Origin of the sequence: Halodesulfovibrio spirochaetisodalis, assembly GCF_001672295.1 — a bacterium.
Taxonomy (GTDB): Bacteria; Desulfobacterota; Desulfovibrionia; order Desulfovibrionales; family Desulfovibrionaceae; genus Halodesulfovibrio; species Halodesulfovibrio spirochaetisodalis.
In genome coordinates, this window is sequence record NZ_JXMS01000026.1 from 74,863 (window position 1) to 97,137 (window position 22,275).

The window sequence follows — 22,275 nt, forward strand, 5'->3', positions numbered from 1 at the left end:
ATTAACAAACCAACATATCCCAGCGTCATTTCAAAAAAGTCAGACGCTCATATATGCCTATAATACCAATCGGCTACTGAACAGTCTCCGGCTTTGCAAATGAATCAACGAGCTGAACAGCCTCTGTCTCCCCAAGGTACCTTTTCAATGTTCTCAGCGGCGTTTCTGCCAGATCGATCATAAGAAATGCATCCAGTGTTCCGAATGCGCTATCTACATGGAACGCTCCTATTTTTCCAGCAAGTCGCAGATAGTGCTTAAAGAGAATAGGCATTGTCCTGCCTTCTTCCATGTCTTTCACCAGCCCGTTGAGACCGGTAAAACTCAGGTCTGCGATATTGAATGCTGACGGAATTCCTTTCGGCAATTTCAATTTAGGTACTTTTTTACCGGCAACCAGTTCTGCCAGCTCTGTATCAATGTGATGTTCTTTAAGATAGTTCACAGCCGTCACAAGGGTAAACGGATTAAACTCAAGCGGCAGACTGCACGGCCCGAAGAGATAGCGGCTTCCGGGACGACGTAGTATGTATTGGCCGATGCCCTGCCAGAGAAGCATCAACGGGCTGTAGTCCCTCTGGTATTCCGGATGGACAATAGCGCGTCCCAATTCAACAGCATGCTCAAATCTTGTGAAAAATTCCGGCTTAAATTTGAAAAGCGTACTGCAATACATACCTTTCACACCGCTTCTCGGTACAATCTTATCTGTACACCCGAGACGGTATGCGCCGGCAATACATTCTTTTTCGTCATCCCATAGAATCAGGTGATCGTATTCGTAATCATAGGTATCAAGATCAAGATCCAATCCGGTTCCTTCCCCTACGGGGCGGAAGGTCAATTCACGAAGCCTGCCAAGGTCATGGAGCATATTAGGAATCTGAAACGCCTGAGCTTCAAATACGGTGAATCCATTTTCTTTCACCAAAATCTGCTCAGAAGGAAGATTGTCTATTTCCCTCAGCAAGGAGTCATGCGGCCGCGCCTGCGCAATTTCCATCTGATCTTTTTCTTTCTTAAGCGGAATAAAAAATTTCTTTGCTGAAGGACGCTTAGCCAGAGAATAGCTACGTACACGAAGATAGTTCATCACATCATCTTCTGTAGCAAAGGTTTTAAGCATATTGGAAGGGATGATGTTCCCCACGCTGTACGTAATCTTTTTATTTCGCTTGTTATACAGCTGGGCAGGAAGCAATGCGGTGCGTGCCAGCGGGTGGACAAGCCCCATCATGTTAAAGAACAGACTGTTCCGACCGTGGAAGTATAACGGTAGCACATCTGCATTTGTTTTACGGATAATCCGCGCAACGTTTCTGTTCCAGACCGGATCAACAATGCCACCCATCTTTGGCTGAAGATGGGAAACTTCACCAGCTGGAAAAACAACAAGACTTCCACCGTCACCCACATGAGTAATGGCATTACGAAGCCCTCGTACGTTGGCACGGCGTGCTTCCTGAGATTCAAACGGGTTCACTTCAATCATGCATGGGCGTAATTCGGGCATAATTCCAAGCAAAAAATTCGCTAAAAACTTACATTCAGGACGCAGCGGCAGAAGCTCTGCCATCAACGCCACTCCTTCAATCCCCCCGAACGGATGGTTAGAAACAATCACAAGCGGATTATCGTGCGGAATATCGCGCAGCCCCCTGCCAAGCGCTTCCACCTTGATATTCAACAGTTCAAGTCCGTTCTGACAAAATTCAAGCGGCGTTTCTCTGCGGGAAATGCTGTCATACACTGAAAATAGTCCGTCAACGCGGGTAACGTGCATCAGCGGCTTTTTAATAGGTGCAAGTACCTTTTTAACCTTAGGCGGAATAAAATCCAGATTGATATTACTGTGCTCAATACTCCGTCTCATCATGGTCGACCTCTCAAGGCTTAAGTCACTTCATCAACTCACTGTGTCGCGTGCTTCTCTCACTAAATACTATAGTTCAGACTTCTATCGGAAAATTATTACACGACTGTTCCAATGCTATAGCGTGTTTCCAAAGTTTTTTCGATAATAAAACCATAATTTCGACCAATTACAACTTTGGGAAATTTTGAGCATTGTGTTTTTTATGTTACACTATTTTATTGAGGGATTCTGAATAAAGAAGGAGGATAGGCGAAAGAAAAACACTGTTTGTACATTTTTGTTATTTATAAAAAGAAGAACACCACTCTGAATGTGCATTTTTTGACAATATTGTAAATACGACTTATTTCGAGGTTGCTCTTATGACAAAATTGTCATAAATAGAAATCAACAGAAGATGACATTTTCCATAACTTGTTGATTTTACAACACTGGCATCATCTGTGCTTTATATTTTTGCAAAACAAAACGCAGACGCCAGAAAACGGCGTGTACCATTTATATTGCGCGAATCAGTGTAAAGGAGAGATTTTCATGAGTGGATCGTTAGCAAGACTTAATGCCATTTCGGCAGTAAACAACGCAACAACAACAAACAAGCCTTTAAACTTCAGCGAAGAAAAGCCAACCGATCTGTTCGGCTGCAACGTGTTCAATGACAAAGTCATGCAAGAACACCTCCCGAAGGCTGTGTACAAATCTCTCAAGCGCACAATTGAAAATGGCGAGCAGATGGACCCATCCATTGCAGATGCAGTTGCAGCAGCAATGAAAGAGTGGGCTCTTTCCAGAGGTGCGACTCACTACACACACGTATTTTACCCTCTGACCGGCCTCACTGCTGAGAAGCATGACAGCTTCCTTGAGCCGGACGGACGCGGCGGCGCTATTGCGCAGTTCTCTGGATCTACCCTTATTCAGGGTGAACCGGACGCATCCAGCTTCCCTAACGGTGGACTTCGTACCACTTTTGAAGCTCGTGGCTACACTGCATGGGACCTTACAAACCCTGCATACCTGCTTGAAAATGACAACGGCATTTTCCTGTGTATCCCGACAGCGTTCGTTTCCTGGACCGGTGAAGCACTCGACAAGAAAACTCCGCTCCTTCGTTCCAACCAGGCTGTTCACACTCAGGCCAGCCGCTTGCTCAAGCTGCTCGGTCACGAAAATTTCGATCGCATCCAGAACTTTGCCGGTGTTGAGCAGGAATACTTCCTTGTTGACCGCAACTTCTACTTCTCCCGTCCGGACCTCTACCTTGCAGGCCGCACACTCTTCGGTGCAAAGCCAGCGAAAGGTCAGGAGCAGGATGACCACTACTTCGGTACCATCCCGAAACGTGTTCTCGCCTTCATGATTGAAGCAGAGCGCGAACTTTACAAACTCGGTGTGCCGGTAAAAACCCGTCACAACGAAGTAGCACCTGGTCAGTACGAAATCGCACCGATGTTTGAAGATTCAAACCTCGCAAACGATCACAACCAGATGATCATGAGCGTGCTCAAAAGCGTTGCAAAACGTTACGGTATGGCGTGCCTGATGCACGAAAAACCGTTTGCAGGCATCAACGGTTCCGGTAAACACCTCAACTACTCCATCGGTAACGGTCAGTTCGGCAGCCTTTTCGATCCGGGCGAAACCCCGCACGAAAACGCACAGTTCCTCCTCTTCTGTGCTGCTATGATCCGTGCTGTGCACAAACACGGTTCTTTGCTCCGCTCAAGCGTAGCTTGTGCAAGCAACGACCACCGTCTCGGTGCTAACGAAGCTCCTCCTGCAATCATGTCCATCTTCCTCGGCGACCAGCTCACCGATATCTTTGACCAGATTAAAGAAGGTGCTGAAGTTACCGGTAAAGAAAAAGGCATCCTGCGTGTCGGCGTTGACACACTGCCTCCGATCCCAATGGATGCAGGTGACCGTAACCGCACAAGTCCATTTGCATTTACCGGCAACCGCTTTGAATTCCGTGCAGTAGGCTCAAGCCAGTCCATCGCTGGTGCACAGCTTGTTCTGAACACTATTCTTTCTGAGTCTCTCGCATACATCTCTGATCGTCTTGAGAAACTTGTTGAAGACGAAAGTGTTGAGCTCAACGTAGCGGTTACAAAAATTATTCAGGAAATCATGAAAGAACACGACAACGTTGTGTTCAACGGTGACGGTTACTCTGAAGAGTGGACAATTGAAGCTGCAAAACGTGGTCTTGCGAACCTTCGCACTACCCCGGAAGCGCTTCCTGCACTCAACAGCCCGTCCAGTGTTGCTGTATTTGAAGAATTTGGCGTTCTGTCCAACCGCGAACTCGACAGCCGCGTTTCCATCTTCTTCGAGCAGTACATCAACACACTGCAGACTGAAGTTGAACTTGCGATCAAGCTTGCCCGTACTTCCATTCTTCCGGCTGCTGTACGTTACCAGACTGAACTGGCACGCAACTGCCTGAACATGAAAGAACTCGGCCTCGGCTGCATCACCGGCCCGCTGACCAAGCTGACCGAAAACCTGAATGGCCTTGAGTCCGCTGCGAATGAACTCGAATCCATGCTCGCAAAGTCCCATGCAGGCGAACAGGAACATGCACACTCCCTGTGCAATGAGACACTGCCAGTGATGACAGAGCTTCGTGAGTACGCAGACAAACTTGAAGAAATCGTTGCTGACGATCTCTGGCCTCTGCCTACCTACCAGGAAATGCTGTTCATTAAATAGCGCTATCCAGCACCTCCAATTGACAAAGCCACTCCCCTGTTTTGAAAAAGACAGGGGAGTTTTTTATGCACTGATAAAATTAAGTATAGAAAAAAATTCCATTGTGTGACAATTTTGTAAACAAGGATATTGTTAACTGCTTGCTATTCATTGGGATGCTGATTAATGATGCGACCGTGAATAACAGGGATGTGGCATAAAAAACGCAATCATTTTCAATGTCACGCAGTAAGTCCCGCATAAATTGTAATATTTTCAGGAACAAGGTAGATATCTGCAGTCCACTTTATGCAGAATTTGCCTTTGGGAGGTATGTTGTGACCGAAGAATACACTGTGTTCAACTGCAAGAACGGTGATGACGTTATCCGTGCAGTAAAAGAGCACAACATTAGTTTTGTACAGTTTTGGTTTGTTGATATCCTTGGCACCCTTAAAAGCTTTCAGGTAACGCCGAAAGAGCTTGAAGCAGCGTTCGAAGAAGGCATGGGCTTTGACGGCTCTTCCATTCTCGGATTCACACGCATTGAAGAATCCGACATGGTAGCCTATCCTGACGCAACCACATTCCAGATTTGCTCATGGCGTCCGTCCGACCGCCCTGTGGCTCGCATGTTCTGCGACATTAAAAATCCGGACGGCACCCCGTATGAAGGTGATCCCCGCTATATCCTCCGCAAGCTTATCGAAAAAGCAGCACAAAAGGGATACACCTACTATGTCGGCCCTGAGCTTGAATTTTTTCTCTTCACAGATTCCAATAATCCGCAGGCTATCGACTCCGGTGGATACTTTGACGCACCACCGCTCGACATGGGCAACGATGTGCGCCGTGAAATCATTTTTGCGCTGGAAAAAATGGGCGTGGATGTTGAATACTCCCATCACGAAGTAGCTCCTTCACAGCACGAAATCGATCTCAGATACTCTGAAGCGCTTAGAATGGCAGACATTGCCATGACCTATAAGGTGGTAGTGAAAGAGATTGCCCGCAAACACGGCTACTACGCTACCTTTATGCCTAAGCCGCTGTTCGGTGAAAACGGCTCCGGCATGCACGTACACCAGTCATTATTTAAGAACGGTAAAAACGCCTTCTTCGATGCTAATGACCCGCACAACCTTTCCAGCGAAGCACGCAGCTACATTGCAGGTCTACTGAAGCACGCTAAGGAATACACCTGCATCACTAACCAGTGGGTAAACTCCTACAAGCGTCTGTTACCGGGCTATGAGGCTCCGGTGTATGTCGCATGGGCACAGTGCAACCGCTCTTCCCTTATCCGTGTACCGATGTACAAACCGGGCAAAGAGCAGGCAACACGCATTGAACTTCGTAGTCCTGACCCTGCAGCTAACCCGTACCTATGCTTTGCTGCTACCCTTGGTGCCGGCCTTGAAGGTATTGAAAAAGGGTACGAGCTTCCTGCTGCGGTTGAAGAAAATATTTTCGCTATGGAAACAGAAGATCTTACCGCAAAGGGTATTGAGTCATTACCTGGTTCTCTCCATGAAGCGGTTGAACACCTCGAACAGTCAGAGCTTATGAAAGGTATTCTCGGAGATCACATGCACTCCAACTTTGTGAACAACAAACGAATAGAGTGGGACGAATACCGTACCCATGTTTCCGAGTTTGAACTTCGCAAATACTTGCCGATTCTCTAGTGCTCAAGACCAAAACTGCCTTTATCTGACAGATCAGGCAGTGCAAAATATACTAAAAAAGTCAGATGGTCACATACGATATGTACATGACCATCTGACTTTTGCATTTGGTATCAATTATAGCCGGACTCACAATGAGTCCGGCTGTATTTTTTCTCTTTCAATGATCAGCAGATGAATTCTACCCAATTCACCCAATCTGTATGCTACATGTGTCTGCCGTTATGACCACCATTGTGTCCGCTGTAGTGACCACCGTAATGGCCGCCGTGGCTACCGTGTCCGCCATGCATTCCAAAGAAATTACATACAGAATCCCACATTGAAGAAGAGTTGGCTTTGCCCTGTTCTGAAAGCTGGTACATATGATTTCCATTCTGTCCCATCGGGCATGCATATCCCTGAGTTTGAGTGTACCCGCTGTTGTTCATGGCCATGTGCCCCATTGGAGCGTTGTTTGCGGCAAATGCCATTGAACCTGTTAACACCATAATAACAGCCGCAGCTGCGATAAACTTTTTCATAACTAACCCCTTTAGTTTTTCGTTGATATGCCCCGTATGAAGCAACCTGTGTGCCAAACACGATAACAAGCTGGTACTAAAAAACATTCTTTAAGAGAGTCATGGCGCGCTGTCATCGCTTGTAAAAAAAGCATACAGCAGGCACAAAAATAGCTTCGATATAGTGTGTAAATTTTATGCAGCCGTCCAATTTCAATACAACACACCAACGGAAGGAATTGCTCAACACACTCCAGCAAACGCCATAGTACACTGAATACATTGGAGTACTTGCAGAGCAAAGATGTGAATGCTAGAGCCTTGCCTGACAACACACCTATTATTGGGAGAGACTATGATTGAATATGTCGTAAGTGCATGCCTTGCCGGCTGCAAATGCAGATATGATGGAGAGGCCACTGCGAGTGAGCAGGTGCAACAGCTGGTACGGGAAGGTCGCGCTTTGCCAGTCTGTCCTGAGCAGCTTGGGGGCTTTCCTACTCCGAGAATACCTTTTGAATTGCTGAATGGACGTGCTGTCTCTAAAGACGGGCAGGATATTACTGACCAGATGAATCGCGGAGTGGAAGAGGCATACAAACTTGTTGAGCTGGCAGGATGCACAAAAGCGATTCTACAAGCCCGCTCCCCGTCCTGCGGCAAGGGTGTTATCTATGACGGGTCATTTTCAGGAACCAAAATCAGCGGCAACGGCCTGTTCGCAGCAAAACTGCTCGAAATGGGGCTGGACGTAACCTCACATGATTAGCTTTGGCTATGTTGTGCACAACAGGCTCTCTGCACATGTGCAACTCTTGCACATGCGAACTTGCACATGTGCTTTTCTTTTAGTGCAAACTTTGCACATATTTTTTACCAAAAATTCTGTACGTAAAAATAAACACCTGTTTTATTTGATATAAAACTTTTGGCACGCTGTATGCTTATATACAATCAAACAGCATAGAGAACGCAAGTAACATTGCAACTACATAGTTTGCTCCTTTCCGCATTGTGGCAGATGCGTAAAAAAAACTAGTATACACTCCTCGTTGAAAACGTGTCGATTGCTTCAGTCCCCCTTACACACCCCTGGGCAGACTGAACAACTGCCTCTAGCAAAGGCATCTGGACTGTACCCCCCACACTGGTGCAGTCAGGGTTACAAAAGAAATGGTATACCTCCTCACCATTTCAATCAGGTCCCAACGGGGGTTGAATGTTCAACCCCCGCTTACTGAGCAAGTAACAGTTTTAACTGTTTTTATATATACATAGACGAGCATACTCACTCACACTAGCCCACGTTTTTTTCCTCCTTTAGCAAGGCCTCTTCTACTCCCCGACCACCATCGGGGAGTACTTTTTTGTGCTCTGCTCTTCACCTGCGCATGCGCAACACCTGTCTTTTCGTTTAATCATCCCTTGAAAAAACTGCGCAGACAGCAATTTTACGTAATTTTTCTGTCATGTTGTGTCGCATACACGTCTTGTCCCCACATATGCCCCCCAGAGTAATCATAGAAGCTATAAAAAACGGCTGTGTACCCTACGGGAATGGAACAGAATCTTTACTATATGATGCACTCGACCAGTGACCATAAAACAGAACTCATCAAGGCTCTGTCTTCTTTGAACAAGCAGTATGCAGGAATAGTGCGCCGTAAACCACCGGGGGAAGACCGGTGGTCTCCAATTATGGTGCTTGAACACATTATCCTTACAGAACGCTCCCTGTTAGGCGGGTTGCCAAACCCTGAAGACATGGAACCGGTGCGACGAACACTGGGGAATAAAATTTCCTACGGTATTACATCGTACGTTTTTAACCTGCACCTGCTGCTTCCTGTACCGGAACTGGCTCTGTATCCTAAAGGCGAATACGATATTGATGAGCTCTCCTCCATGTGGGATGAAAACCACAAATGGCTGCGAGCATTCATCACAGAAGCGCCACGCGACTGCCTTGCGGAAAACTATTTTACCCACAAAATAGCCGGCCCCATGAATATTCAGCAAGCCATGAGCCTGAACCTCGCCCATATTGTTATGCATGAATTCCAGCTTTCACATATTTTTATGGAACTCAACGTGCAAACGCCTCTTCTTCCGTATGAGCCATCAACATAAAGACCTAACCGGTACAAAAAAAGCCCTGTTCCACACGGAACAGGGCTTAATTTTGAAAACTGCGGCTCTATACAAACATTACATACAGCCACGTGAGCAGGTTAGCGACAATGGCAACACCAACAGCGGCAGAACCTGCGTCTTTTGCGCGTTTAATAAAGTCGTTTTTCTCAGGCATAACTAAATCTGCAATATTTTCAATCGCGGAATTGCATAACTCAAAAGCACAGACTATAAGCCACATGCCGGTCAGCAATAATGCGGAAGGAAATCCAAAGAAAAACCAGGCGACAAGCAGTATTACTGGAATAAGAGCAATTTCCTGTTTGAATGCAATTTCAGAACGATACGTAGCAATAAGTCCTTCAATCGTGTAGCCGGTTGCCTGGAAAAAGTGTGCAACACCTGTTGTAATCGAATCTTTAATCGGCACAGTGCCCCCTGTCCGGTATTATATACATGTTTTTTTATGCAGCACGGCGAAACTATTATGCTATCATAGTTCGCGCCGTTCTAATATATGCGTAAAAAATTCAGCAGATTTGTGTAATTCTGCCGAAATTAATACAATCTTCGGTTCCGTTTTTCAGATTTTACATACTGTTTGTAGCACAAATGTGCAAACAGCTTTCAATAAAGGCAATATATGGCAAAGGTTCCACCAAACAAAGCAATCAGACGATTCTGCCTCGCATGTCAGGGCAGCTCTTCTAAACGTGTAGACGAATGCGAAGACAGCGACTGCCTGTTCTTCAACCACCGGCTTGGCACAACACCGGAAAATCCGGAACGCAGCACAGTACAGCAAATTCGCCAGTACTGTCTCATGTGCTCCGACAACAACCGTACAGAAGTACGTGCCTGCAGCGCTCGCGAGGACTGCCACTTATGGTCATTCCGTTTCGGATGCACTCCGCAGACATGGACACGGGTAAAGCAACGGGTAAACCAGCCCCGCAAACTTCTTTTACCCGGCCTTGGATAACCATATTTGTTCATACCCCAGACCATACTGAAGTAATAAAAAAGTCAGATGCCCACACGTTGTGATGCACCTGACTTTTTCTTACTTCATCTTTCAAATTTCATGTTGAGTAGTGCAAAGCGAGCATGTCACACCACCTGCTCAACACCTCATCAATTCGGACGGGCTTTTGAAGCATTGAATAATCGGCAAACAAGAAGTCCTCATTTGTCTCACTATCAGGCAGCTTCATCAAGCTGCATTCCCACCACAGACTGATCATACGCTGCCAGCACATCCTGTTCTCTGAGGGTTCCAATCAGCGTACCATCTGCACGCACCACCGGAAGCTGCGAAATACTGAACTCCGCCATTTTGTGCAGTGCTTCCAGCACCACATCATTTTCCTTCACAGTTTCAATGCAGGTTGTGGCAATGTCCTTGGCAATGAGCAAATTGTCCAAATATTCTTCTGCAAGAACACTGCGCAAATCACGAAATGAAATAATCCCGCTCAATTCCCCTTTGCTATCCACTAAATGCAGATACGGAGCATTCTTTCTGCGGAATGTTTCAAACACCTGCTGCAAGGATGCCCCTTCATACAGGGTATCTGCAACAGGGTGCATCAGATCTTTCACCCGATACTTCTTCAAAATATTCTGCTCCATGCCATCTTGCAAATCTACGCCACGGCGCATGAGCTTTATTGTATAGATAGATCCTGTACTGATAGAGGAGGCAATAAGCGTACTGATTATACACGTAAGCATGAGAGGCAGGATAATGTGATAATTACTGGTGAGCTCAAAAATAATCAGTATTGCTGTAATTGGCGCATAGGTAGTCCCCGCCACAAGACCTCCCATAGCGATGAGTGCAAATATCCCGGGAGTTGGCACCACTGCCGGAAATGCATAATGCACGGCAACACCAAACACCCCGCCTGTCATGGCGCCGATAAACAACGAAGGCGCAAAAATGCCACCACTGCCTCCACTACTTATGGTGAGCGATGTGGCAAATATTTTTAAAAATACAAGCACCAGCATGGTTCCCCATGCCATTTTATCCATAAGCGAAAGGGTAATGGCACCATACCCCACTCCCATAAGCTCAGGGAAATACAGCAACATTCCACCAATACACAGGCCGCCAAGTGACGCCTTGAGCATAGGCGGAATGGCAACACGATCTGCCAAGTCTTCCATTTTATACAAAACAAACACAAACAGTACTGCAATAAGCGCAGTCACAACTCCCAGAACTGGAAACAACCCTAGTTCCCATATGGAACCAAGTTCATACACAGGAGAAATGAACGCTGGAAAATCTCCGAAATAGTAACGGGAAATGGCTGTTGCAGTAACGCTGGAAAGAACCACAGGAGAAAATGCGGCAAACCCGAAATCACCAAGCAGTATTTCCAAAGCAAACAGAATGCCTGCAATGGGTGCGTTAAATGTTGCGGCTATACCCGCAGCTGCTCCACAGCCCACCAGTGTTCGCTGATTTGTTCTGTTCACCTTAAGAAGTTGTCCGAATGTTGAACCGATGCTGGAACCTATCTGCACAATAGGGCCTTCCCTCCCCACAGAGCCACCGGAACCTATACAGATGGCTGATGCTGCTATTTTCACAGCCGCGACTCTTTTACGGATAACCCCGTCGCGTAATGCGACAGCCTCCATCACTTCAGGTACACCGTGACCTTTGGCTTCAGGGGCTCCTTTGGAAGTAAGCAGACCGACAATGGCTCCACCTACAGCAGGAGGCAGTACAATAGCGTACCACGGAAGCGTATCACAAAACTCCAGAAAATCGGCTCCGTTTCTATAAAACAGAACCTGTACCGCATCTATGGCGTACCGAAAAAGAACAGAGCCATAGCCAGCGAGCACACCTACTCCAAGCGCCAGCAACAACATTGGCGTGTGCGCATTTATTCTGGATGAAACACCAAGCCAGGGACGGGAATCGCATACATTTTGTTGCGGCATACATCTCCTCCGGTGCAGTGAACAAAGAGTAGCTCAACTATAACAAAAAGATCATATGGTTTCCATATATTACGAATCTTTTCTTACTCTCGGCCTCATGCTCCTTGCTCCCCTGCCACAACAAAGACTTGTGCTGTTAGAGCATGGTTCCCCGTAAACACATTTACTCCAATTCCCAAATGCGCTTAATCTTCTTAACTATCCGAAAATTCAATGAACACTTGTCACCCATCATTTTAACTTGCACTCCCTGAGTTCAATGAGTACAAACTAGCCACAAACACCCAACGTATCTTGTTGCCGATACAAACATAGCAGCACCTTGCTCTACATCGAAGAGCCTGCTGCTTTTCAGAGGAATATATGGCGTTTCCAACTCCCGAATGGGATTTAGCCCTTTTCAAACTTATCAATATGCAATGGCGTAATGATGTCTTTGACTTTCTTATGCCTATCTTTTCTGACCGTATGATGGTCTGGGTTATTGCGATCCCGCTTTTACTCATCACCGGAATCAAAACAAAAAAATGGCGTCACCTTCTTATCGGGTTAGCCATTATCGGTGCCACTGTCGGTGCAAACGACATCGGTACAAACATTATTAAAGATTCAGTAGGCCGCGTTCGCCCTAAAGATGCGATTGCCCAGTCCTACCACTACAGTTACAAAAAAGCGGAGTGGCTCCAGCGACCAGCCAACTTTATCCAGACAGACGATCACGGCTCTTCATTTATTTCCGGCCACGCATCCAACTCTGCTGCTGCGGTTGTCATGGCAATGCTGCTCTGGCCGAAGCTTCGCTCATTCTTATGGATACTTCCGCTTCTTATCGGATATTCACGTGTATACCTAGCAAAGCATTACCCGCTGGACGTTCTAGGCGGATGGGCTTTCGGAATATGCATCAGCCTTATTCTATGGAAAGTTCTGCTGCACCGATTCTACCCCTCATGGGATGAACCGGAAAAACAGATATCAGAACAACAGTCCTGAAAAAAAGGGTGGAGTTTGTAACAACTCCACCCTTTTTTATACACTATGGTACCTACCGCTATGCTGTTTTCTCATCACCCAGCATATGAATAAAATCGTCAGCAGCAACAGGTTTTGAGAACAAAAAGCCCTGCGCTTCTTCACAATTATTCTGTTGTAAAAACATAAGCTGTTCGTCCGTTTCAACGCCTTCTGCCACAACATGCAGTTTCATCTGCTTTGCCATGGAAAGAATTGCGGAAACAATGTTGCCGTCGTGCTCATCCCCTGGAATGCCATCAATAAATGATCGATCAATTTTCAAAATATCAATCGGAAAAATCTTCAGATAGTAGAGGGAAGAATATCCGGTTCCAAAATCATCAATAACAATCTTTACCCCCAATTCCGCCAGCTCACGTAAAATCTGCGCTGTCTTATCGAGGTTTTTCATCATGATTGTTTCTGTGATTTCAAGCTCCAGCTTCTTAGGATTAATACCGGACTCTTCAATGGCATTGCTTACAGTTGTATACAAATCTTCCGTAAACTGTACCGCAGAAATATTCACAGAGATTGTCAGGTCAACATAGCCAGCCTCATGCCATGCATGCATCTGTTTGCACGCATCAAGCAATACGTGCTCACCCAGCTCCCGAATCAGCCCTGTTTCCTCTGCAACCGGAATAAACTCCGCAGGGTTGCCGATGGAGCCGTCTGCACGAATCCAGCGCACTAGTGCTTCTGCACCGAGAATATCCCCGCTTTGCACATCAAAACGCGGCTGGAAGTACGGGATAAACTCTCGGCGTTCCAACCCTTCTCGAATCAGGCGTTCCAGCTTCAAGCGTTCAGTCACCTGCTCCAGCATGCAACGGTCAAAACGCATCCAGCTGGAGCGTTTATCCTCTTTGGCGCGGTACATAGCAATATCACTGCGGGTAAGCAGAGTATTCGCATCATGACCGTCATCAGGGTAGCAGGTAATGCCGATGGTTACAGACAAATGAAACTGATGGGAAGCTACAGAAAAAGGCTCTTTAAACACGCTGCTTAATCTTTCAGCATGTTTTGCAATAACCCCTTCCTCAGTAACATTCGGAAGCAAAGCCAAAAATTCATCGCCGCCTACACGGGCAACCTTGCCATTGTTACCAATCATTTTTTTAAGCCGTGCTGCAACAAGCTTAAGTAGCTGATCACCAAGGTCATGCCCAAGACTGTCGTTAATCCGCTTAAAGTTATCGAGATCAATAAACAGAAGACAAAACTTGGTGTTGCCGGAGTCCTGTGCCAGCAATTCATGGAGAAAGTTAACAATATGGAAGCGGTTAGGGAGCGAGGTCAACTCATCATGATATGCCTGATGCGCCACAAGCTCTTTTTGTGCTTTTAATTCCGTAATATTGTACAGCACCCCAAGTGTGCATATCTTCCCGTCATTACCGTTTGTAAAAGCACTGCGATACAGCACGTAATGAGAAGTTGTCCGGTCTTCATTTATGTATGTAATTTCGCAATCACCGCTATTGTTGTTCGAAAAAACATCACCGCACAGGACATCTACGCATGTGCGGTTAGAAGAAAGCAATTCCGGAATACTCCGGTCAACAACGTCGCTTTTATCAAGCTGAAGCATGTCGCAAAAAGCTTTATTGCAATCTATGCAGACAAAATTCTTATCGCTTATGTAGAGGGGACTCGGGATAGCTTCAACAAGGTTGTTTACAAAACTGCTATTTGACCGCAATAATTGTTGATAGCGGATTAGTTGATCATTTGTGGTTTTCAGTTCGTCTGAATGCGTCTTAAGGCGGGATTCGAGCAGAGTGTGGTACTGGTTGCGCTCAAGTAACAGGCTGGCACGTTCCAGACACTTTTTTACCGCATGATCAAGCACACCATGCTCAATAATCGGTTTTGTAATAAATTCCCACGCGCCTTTTTTCAGTGCCTTAACGGCTTCATCCACGAGATTAACGCCGGAAATGACAATTACAGGCACATACGGGGCTTCTTTTTTTACATGTTCGACAACAGCAAGCCCGTCAGTTTCCGGCATAAGCAAATCAACGATCACTATGTCCGGATGGTATTGAGAAAAAAGCTCAATACCCTCTGTACCATTACAGGCCTGTGTTACAACAAAACCGCTATCTTCAAAATAAACTGAAATATTACGGCGTAATATTGCGTCATCATCTATAATCAACAGATGCAGTGTATCCCCTTGCATGCGTTTCAACCCTCTTTCTCTCTCGCTGCGTGTAAACGGATAGAGCAACCTTCGCTGCAAAATACATCAAAATATGTAAAAGAATCGTAAAAAATATTTTGCGTATATTACATGGAATACTAAATACTGAAAAGTAATTGTTACAAACAATTATTGTACTGGAGGAGAGATGGCTCACAGCGTACTGCGAAAGCAGATCGGATTAAAAAAACGTATTGATGAGTTTTTAGATCAAGTAAGTGAAGCTTCTTTGCTTTTTAAGCAAGGAGTTAGTTTTTATATTGAAGAAAAGCATGACCAGTTTGAAGAAAAACTGAAACAGATATCAACTGTTGAACATCACGGCGATGAAATGCGACGTGCCATTGAGCGTCAGCTTTACCTCAAAACACTTATCCCTGAATCACGCGGGGACGTTCTGCAACTTTTAGAACAGCTCGATACATTACTTGACTGTTGTAAAGAGGTACTCTGGCAATTCCAGATTGAACTTCCGGAAGTACCATTTAAATCCCATGACGACATGCAAGAGCTTGTTTCCTATTCAGTAGAGTCAGTAGAAGCAATTGTCCGCTCTGCACGAGCCTTTTTCCGCAGTTCTGATGTTTCTGACCACCTTCACAAAGTTTCCTACTGGGAAAGTGAGTCTGACAAAGTAACCACCCGTATGCTCATGGATATTTACCGTCGTGACGATTTGAGCCTCTGCCACAAAAGCCAGCTCAAAGATCTGGTGCGGCAGGTCGCACAAATTGCGGACAGAGCAGAAGACGTAGCGGACAGACTGACAATTTACGTGATTAAACGCATGCTTTAGGACGGCCTTTATGTTGCCTGTATTTTTATCCAGCGGCCTTTTTCTTGGCTGGTCACTGGGCGCAAACGATGCCGCAAACGTATTCGGCGCTGCTGTGGGCTCCCGCATGGTACGGTTCAGAACCGCGGCCATCGTCAGCTCTATCTGCGTTATTGGCGGCGCTATGTACAGCGGCGCAGGAACAGCTGACACCCTTGGTAAGCTCGGTGAAGTAAACGCTCTTGCCGGTGCCTTCATGGTCGCATTTTCTGCTGCCATTACCGTATACCTGCTTGTTAAAGCCCGTTGTCTTGTTTCCACGTCACAGGCAATTGTCGGTGCCGTTGTCGGTTGGAACTTATTCAGTGGTGCAGCAACAGACCCTGCTGTTCTCAGCAAGATTATGCTCACATGGGTTGCCTGCCCTGCTCTTGCCGCTGTGTTTTCCATCTTGCTCTATAAATGTATCGCCACCCTTATCCGTGCTGCGCAACTGCATATTTTTACCTTAGACGGTATGACCAGATGGGGGCTTATCTTTGCAGGCGCCTTCGGCTCCTATGCGCTCGGGGCAAACAACATGGCAAACGTCATGGGGGTATTTATTCCTGTAGCGCATTTGCAGCCTATTGAAATTTTTCCCGGCTTTATTCTGTCTGCCACTCAACAGCTTTTCTTCCTCGGCGGCGTCGCAGTTTCCGTCGGTATTTTTACATACTCCCAACGCACAATGATGCTTGTAGGCAGTGGTATTGTTAAGCTTTCACCAGTTGCCTCGTTTGTTGTCGTAATGGCAAACTCCCTTGTATTGTTCATCCTGTCCTCACAAGGGCTTTCCAATTTTTCTGTATCACTGGGCTTGCCACCTATTCCGCTGGTTCCTGTATCCAGTTCACAAGCAACCATCGGCGCAATCGTCGGCATCGGCCTGCTCAAAGGCGGCAGGGGAATCCGCTGGAGATCACTGGCAAACATTGCCTTCGGCTGGATTCTGACCCCCGTCATGGCTGCCACTATCTGCTTTGTATGTCTCTTCTTTCTCCAGAACGTATTCCAGCAGACAACCTACCAGCCTGTGTCCTACGAACTGACTCCAAGCGCATGGGAAAAGCTGACGGAACTTGATGGAATCAATCAAGACACGCTGGAAAAAATTGATGATCTCTGGCTCGAGCGCTTCCCGGATGCATCAAGCTTCCGCAAAGCACTCGTTACACGACTTGGTGAGAATCCCGATACAATCCGCGAAATCATGACCTATGCAAAGCGCGATTCACTCAGGCTATCACCACGGCTGATCGAACGCCTCGACACGCAAAAGCTCACAGAGGCCGAAATAGCAGTGTTGTATGATTTGTCAGGACAGGTGTTTGTCCATAGCTGGCGCCTCAAAGATGTTCTAGGTGAAATGTCCCCGCTCTGGCGTTATTCTGCAACAGATGCAGAACATAACAAGCAACTTGATGCTAAGTTTACGTATCTCGAGTCCAAGCTGCATATTCAGGATACTGAGGACTTTTAGCTTGTTGTCTCCGACGGGCAGGCGGGCGTTGCCCCCTGCACCCCCACAAGGGGACACCGTCCCCTTGACCCCGAGTATACGCGACAAGGCTCGTAATTAACGACGCTGGAAACCGCGTAGAAGCTACCTTTCAATAGTATAAAAAAGGGCTGTTCCAGATAATCTGGAACAGCCCTTTTCATTTTCAGAACTATGATGGAGTGACTCTGTTGTCTTCAACAGCAACAAAGGTCGCTCGCATCTAAACGTTAAAGGAACGTCCTGAGAATTCAGAACACTCCTCAACTCTCGGCTAGATGTCAGCACTCAGTTTTTTCTGAGCGCCCATACCACCAGCAGAAGCTTTAATGTTCTCGATACCGAGCTCGCAAGCAAGAAGCATAGCTTCGTAAGAACGCAAACCAGTGTTGCAGATCATAACAACCTGCTTGTCTTTTGGAATCTCGTTGATGCGCTCGCGAATTTCTTCGTTAGGAATGTTATGCCAGTGGTCAGGATGTGCTTCACACATATCTTTTGCGCCACCAGCAAGACGGGTATCGATGAAGTAGTAGTCACCGCAATCGCGATCTGCCCAACATGTTTCAAAGTCTGCAGGGTCCATGTACTTGTTGTTTCCTGCAAGCACGTTATCAGCAACGTTTGCCACTGCGTTCACGATATCCATAGCGGAAGAGAACGGTGGAGAGTATACAACTTCGAGGTTGGATACGTCATCGATGGTTGCGTGGGAAGAAATGAGCGGTACTACTGCGTTAATACGTGCTGTAAGAGCATCACCAAACTCGTTCATGCCCTGCATACCAAGAATACGGCGTGTAGGACGATCAACAACGATCTGGAGAGACATAAGCGCTTTTTCTGGGAAGAAGTGCGCTCTGTCCATCTGCTCAACGTGAACGGAAATAGCATCAAAACCGTTAGCAAGAGCCTGCTCAAGAGTGAGGCCGGCACCGCTGCAGGACATTTCAAATAATTTTACGCACCAGCTGCCGATTGCACCAGCCATGGTTGCATTACCACCGGCAAGGTTTGTACCGATGATACGACCCTGACGGTTAGCCATGGAACCAAGCGGGTAGAAGCCGCGCTTACCTGTTACGAGGTTAGGAATAGTTACGCAGTCACCACCGGAGTAGATAGCCGGATCAGAAGTCTGGAAACGTTCGTTAACAATGATAGCACCGCGCGGATCGCATTCAATACCAGCTTCAACAGCAATTTCAGTGTTCGGAGAAACACCGACTGCGAGAATAACGAGGTCTGCTTCAATCTCACGCTTGTTGGTGATAACTTTGGTAACTTTACCGTTTTCACCTTCAAAACGAACAACAGACTCGTCAAGGTACACATTAACTTCGTTGTTTTCGAGGTCAGTCTGCGCCATGCGAGCCAGAGATTTAGGCATAAAGCCAGGAAGAACCTGATCCTGAAGCTCAACAACGCTAGTGTTGATGCCCCACATATCTGCAAATGCAACAGCCATTTCAAGACCGATAAAACCAGCACCAACAACAACTGCGTTGCTTACTTCACCGTTAGCTACAGCGTTTTTGATAACTTCAGCTTCTTCAAGGTTGGTAGCAGGAGTAATGCCTTTGAGGTCAATACCTTCAAATGGAGGCATATTCGGCTTGGAACCGGTAGCGATTACGAGCTCGTCGTAAGAAAGAACTTCTTTTTCGCCAGTCAAAACGTTTTCAATGGAAACAGTTTTTGCTTCGCGATCAATAGAAGTTGCGCGGGTATTAATAAGAACGTCTACGTCTTTGTTTGTTTTAAAGAACGCAGCGTCACGAACAATGTGATACGGGGTGGACTGAAGGTCTACAACGGTGTTTACTTCACCGGAGACAAAGTAAGGAATGCCGCAACCACCGTAAGAAATACGCGGAGCCTGATCAATCATGGTTACTTTAGCATCAGGGCACAGACGCTTGTAACGACAGGCAGCTTTTGGACCAAGGGCAACAGCACCAATAACAATTACGTGCTTAGACATAAAACATCCTCCGCAAAAGATGTGTAAGTCGGCGGCAGGCTCGCTCTCACAATGAACTGTCTGTCGCACAATTTACTGTAAAATAAAAAGAAACAAACCAGTTAATACGTGTCCGCTGATATCGCGAAACACTAAAAGCAGCAGGTTAGTAAAAAGCTAATTAGTAACCGCTGCCGCAATCAACGCTCTGAACCATCCAAAAGAAAGCAAGAGCAGGCCGTTGGTCTGTGCATACTTACATCCACGATAGTCACCGACTATGCAAGTACATACTCTCCGGCTATATTGCGTGAGGGTAGGACTAGCATGTTTGGCTATTTTTGCAAGCAGTGATTGCATACTGATTATTCACTACCAACAAAGTAGGATATTGATCAATCACATTGGTAACCGGATGCTTACAGGAAGGCCACCTCACAGGTTCCATGCTATATATCACTTATCGGCCGCCTGCATTGATGCACATCAAGACTCTCCCTGATTGCGTGATTTGCGCAATCAAAAAAGGGTGCCTTACTGAAAAGACACCCTGAATATTTTTGTAATGAGAGAATCTCTAACCTTGCTGCATTTCGCGAACGATCGCAGCCAAATCTCCAGTCAGCGTAGAGAGTTCTGCCAACGCTTCTGAAGCCTGTTCCATGGATTCATTATTTTCCGTACTAACGCGGGAAACTTCCTCTGTGCTTCGATGAATTTGTTCAGACGTTGCAGCCTGCTCTTCTGAAGCCGTAGCAATGGCACGAACCTGATCAGCTGTAGATTCTGCAAACTCAACAATTGCAGCCAAAGATGAACCGGACTGCTGTGCCTGCACTGTGCTGTTTTCAACAACAACAGCTACTCGGTCCATGCTGGTAATATTGTTGCGTGTACCGGACTGAATAGACGAAATGGCCTGCCCGACTTCACTGGTTGCAGCCATTGTCTTTTCAGCAAGTTTGCGCACTTCGTCCGCAACAACCGCAAAACCGCGCCCCGCTTCTCCAGCCCGTGCAGCTTCAATGGCAGCATTCAAGGCAAGTAGGTTTGTCTGGTCAGCAATATCTGAAATAACATTCATGATCTGCCCGATGCCTTCTGCTTGTTCACCAAGCTCATCAAGCCCTGTTTTCATTTCAGCAATTTGGTTGTTTATCTCTGTAATAGACTGAACAACCTCGCTTACCACAGTAGCGCCCTCAACAGCACGAGACTTTGAAGCATCTGCATTTGCAGCAGCTTCTGAAGCGTTTTTAGCAACTTCTAGAACGGTTGCGTTCATCTCCTCAATGGCAGTTGCGGCTTCTGTTGTTCTGTCACGCTGAATCAAAGCACCTTCGCTTGAGTGGGCGACCTGCACAGACAGTTGTTCAGATGCAGAGGACACTCGCTCAACAACATCCTGAATACGCGATGCAGCCTGTGCAATACCGCGCTGCATGGCCTGTTCGCCTTCACGTTTGGCCTGTTCGCTCTCCTTCACTGCCTGTTCAGCAACCCGCGCCTTATCTCTGGCTTCATTAGACTGAGTTTCTGCGTTTCCAAGAGCGGCAACAGCCTGTTCGACCATACTCGAAAAACTTCGATGCAGATCCAGCAACTCACCATAAAATTCTTTTTCTTCTGGAATTCCATCAAGCTTCTGGAAAGAACTGTCAGCAACAACGTTTGCGGCTTTAGACATTTTAATCAGCGGATTAGCAATCTTGGATGCAACAATCCACATCCCAGCAAGTCCCAGTAACATGAAGGCAAGAGCGGTAATAACAAGGTCCACAACCTTGGATGTCGCTTTATCTGTAATAAAACTCTTTGGCAGCGTAACCATCACACCCCAAGGTGCTTTTGCCTTACCTACCCATATAGGTTCAAAAATCTGATATTTGCCGATCTTTTCATTGAACAGTATCTGGACTTTACCTGCTTTTATCTGGTCATTCAGGCCATCAAGCTCAGGATACAACTCAGAAATATTACGCCCTACATTCGCAGGCTGGCCGGAAAAAGCCACAACTTCACCGTTATACGCAATTACAGACAGTTCACCGGCACCATCAAAAATTTTCTCTTCATTTGCCTGAACTTGCAGGAACGTCAGATTGATATCAATACCGGCAATACCGACAAATTTTTCATGAACAAAAATCGGACAAACCAGTGAGGTGATATACTCCGCGATACCGTCATGCTCATACCGGTATGGATTAATAATCACTTCCTGCTGAACACTTTTGGGTACTAAATAGTATCCTTCTGTTCCGTAATCAGAAAGTGGCTTTACTTTGTAGCCACCGGAACCATCACGAGTCCAAAACGGAATGTACTGTCCACTTTCATCATACCCTTCTTCATCAGCGTAGTTATCATCACGTGCATCGAATTTATTCGGCTCCCAAATCGTGTAGCTACCCAACAATCTTGGATTCGCTGCCAGCACATTTTTAAGCATAGCATCAATAGCAACCCTGTCCAGATACTGCGATTCCCGCATTCCCCCCAGGGACGTCGCCATGGTACGTGAAATCACCAATGCCTTATCCAGTTCAGTTTGCGTCTTGCTGGCATACCCGAGCGCTATTGCTTCTGCATTTACCAGCGCATCCTCAATGGAGGAATTCCACATAGTATTCCCCGCCACCCCAATAAGCGCTACCATTACAATCAATAAGGTAATGCCGGAAAACGAAGTTATCCGAACTTTAATTGAATCCAGTCTCATAAATAACAGCCCCTTTAGTATACAGTTCAGTATCGACAAGAAGCATGAAAACTATAGTATTGCTTTAAAATATAATAACTTAGCATTACGATACTGCTGCAAATCTGTTATAATAACGTAAGTAATCACTTATGCAAGAAAAAAAGAATTTAAAAAGTTTGAAAATAAAACTTTCTACATAAAAAAAGTGC

The 22,275-nt window shown here is 46.3% G+C and carries 15 protein-coding genes; 8 read left to right on the plus strand and 7 right to left on the minus strand.

Annotation, left to right across the window (positions count from 1 at the left end):
• Positions 1–73: 73 nt before the first annotated feature.
• On the minus strand, positions 74–1,876 hold the full coding sequence (locus tag SP90_RS13105) for a lysophospholipid acyltransferase family protein (RefSeq protein ID WP_066857101.1): 1,803 nt from the start codon (positions 1,874–1,876) through the stop codon (positions 74–76).
• Positions 1,877–2,410: 534 nt separating this feature from the next.
• On the opposite strand from SP90_RS13105, the gene SP90_RS13110 reads away from it, so the two are divergent.
• The gene (locus SP90_RS13110) at positions 2,411–4,591 is read left to right on the plus strand and encodes a glutamine synthetase III family protein (protein ID WP_066857103.1); all 2,181 of its coding nucleotides are present in this window, start codon (positions 2,411–2,413) and stop codon (positions 4,589–4,591) included.
• A gap of 317 nt (positions 4,592–4,908) precedes the next feature.
• Positions 4,909–6,258, plus strand: coding sequence for a glutamine synthetase family protein (locus SP90_RS13115; protein ID WP_066857106.1), 1,350 nt, complete (start codon positions 4,909–4,911; stop codon positions 6,256–6,258).
• 206 nt (positions 6,259–6,464) lie between these two features.
• On the opposite strand, the gene SP90_RS13120 is transcribed toward SP90_RS13115, so the two are convergent.
• Positions 6,465–6,782: a hypothetical protein gene (locus SP90_RS13120; protein ID WP_066857108.1), complete on the minus strand. Its 318-nt coding sequence runs from the start codon at positions 6,780–6,782 to the stop codon at positions 6,465–6,467.
• Between the two features lie 334 nt (positions 6,783–7,116).
• Here SP90_RS13120 and SP90_RS13125 point away from each other — a divergent pair, with 334 nt between their 5' ends.
• Both SP90_RS13125 and SP90_RS13130 read left to right on the plus strand, forming a co-directional pair.
• Positions 7,117–7,530, plus strand: coding sequence for a DUF523 domain-containing protein (locus tag SP90_RS13125; protein ID WP_157471298.1), 414 nt, complete (start codon positions 7,117–7,119; stop codon positions 7,528–7,530).
• Positions 7,531–8,318: 788 nt separating this feature from the next.
• A complete protein-coding gene (locus tag SP90_RS13130) occupies positions 8,319–8,891 on the plus strand; it encodes a DinB family protein (RefSeq protein WP_066857110.1) in 573 nt (190 codons plus the stop codon).
• A 67-nt stretch (positions 8,892–8,958) separates the two neighbouring features.
• On the opposite strand, the gene SP90_RS13135 is transcribed toward SP90_RS13130, so the two are convergent.
• Complete coding sequence (locus tag SP90_RS13135) at positions 8,959–9,324, minus strand: diacylglycerol kinase (RefSeq protein WP_082936451.1); 366 nt, start codon at positions 9,322–9,324, stop codon at positions 8,959–8,961.
• A gap of 213 nt (positions 9,325–9,537) precedes the next feature.
• Here SP90_RS13135 and SP90_RS13140 point away from each other — a divergent pair, with 213 nt between their 5' ends.
• The gene (locus SP90_RS13140) at positions 9,538–9,876 is read left to right on the plus strand and encodes a hypothetical protein (protein ID WP_066857112.1); all 339 of its coding nucleotides are present in this window, start codon (positions 9,538–9,540) and stop codon (positions 9,874–9,876) included.
• Positions 9,877–10,094: 218 nt separating this feature from the next.
• On the opposite strand, the gene SP90_RS13145 is transcribed toward SP90_RS13140, so the two are convergent.
• On the minus strand, positions 10,095–11,855 hold the full coding sequence (locus SP90_RS13145; protein WP_066857114.1) for a chloride channel protein: 1,761 nt from the start codon (positions 11,853–11,855) through the stop codon (positions 10,095–10,097).
• 363 nt (positions 11,856–12,218) lie between these two features.
• Here SP90_RS13145 and SP90_RS13150 point away from each other — a divergent pair, with 363 nt between their 5' ends.
• A complete protein-coding gene (locus SP90_RS13150) occupies positions 12,219–12,848 on the plus strand; it encodes a phosphatase PAP2 family protein (RefSeq protein ID WP_066857117.1) in 630 nt (209 codons plus the stop codon).
• Positions 12,849–12,906: 58 nt separating this feature from the next.
• On the opposite strand, the gene SP90_RS13155 is transcribed toward SP90_RS13150, so the two are convergent.
• On the minus strand, positions 12,907–15,063 hold the full coding sequence (locus SP90_RS13155; RefSeq protein WP_066857120.1) for a GGDEF/EAL-containing response regulator: 2,157 nt from the start codon (positions 15,061–15,063) through the stop codon (positions 12,907–12,909).
• A gap of 169 nt (positions 15,064–15,232) precedes the next feature.
• On the opposite strand from SP90_RS13155, the gene SP90_RS13160 reads away from it, so the two are divergent.
• Together SP90_RS13160 and SP90_RS13165 are read left to right on the plus strand one after the other, a co-directional pair.
• Entirely contained in the window at positions 15,233–15,880 is a 648-nt protein-coding gene (locus SP90_RS13160) for a DUF47 domain-containing protein (RefSeq protein ID WP_066857122.1), read from the plus strand.
• Between the two features lie 10 nt (positions 15,881–15,890).
• Positions 15,891–17,381, plus strand: coding sequence for an inorganic phosphate transporter (locus tag SP90_RS13165; protein WP_066857124.1), 1,491 nt, complete (start codon positions 15,891–15,893; stop codon positions 17,379–17,381).
• A gap of 292 nt (positions 17,382–17,673) precedes the next feature.
• On the opposite strand, the gene SP90_RS13170 is transcribed toward SP90_RS13165, so the two are convergent.
• Both SP90_RS13170 and SP90_RS13175 read right to left on the minus strand, forming a co-directional pair.
• Complete coding sequence (locus tag SP90_RS13170; protein ID WP_066857130.1) at positions 17,674–19,383, minus strand: FAD-dependent oxidoreductase; 1,710 nt, start codon at positions 19,381–19,383, stop codon at positions 17,674–17,676.
• Positions 19,384–19,939: 556 nt separating this feature from the next.
• The gene (locus tag SP90_RS13175) at positions 19,940–22,084 is read right to left on the minus strand and encodes a methyl-accepting chemotaxis protein (RefSeq protein ID WP_066857133.1); all 2,145 of its coding nucleotides are present in this window, start codon (positions 22,082–22,084) and stop codon (positions 19,940–19,942) included.
• Between the last annotated feature and the right edge of the window lie 191 nt (positions 22,085–22,275).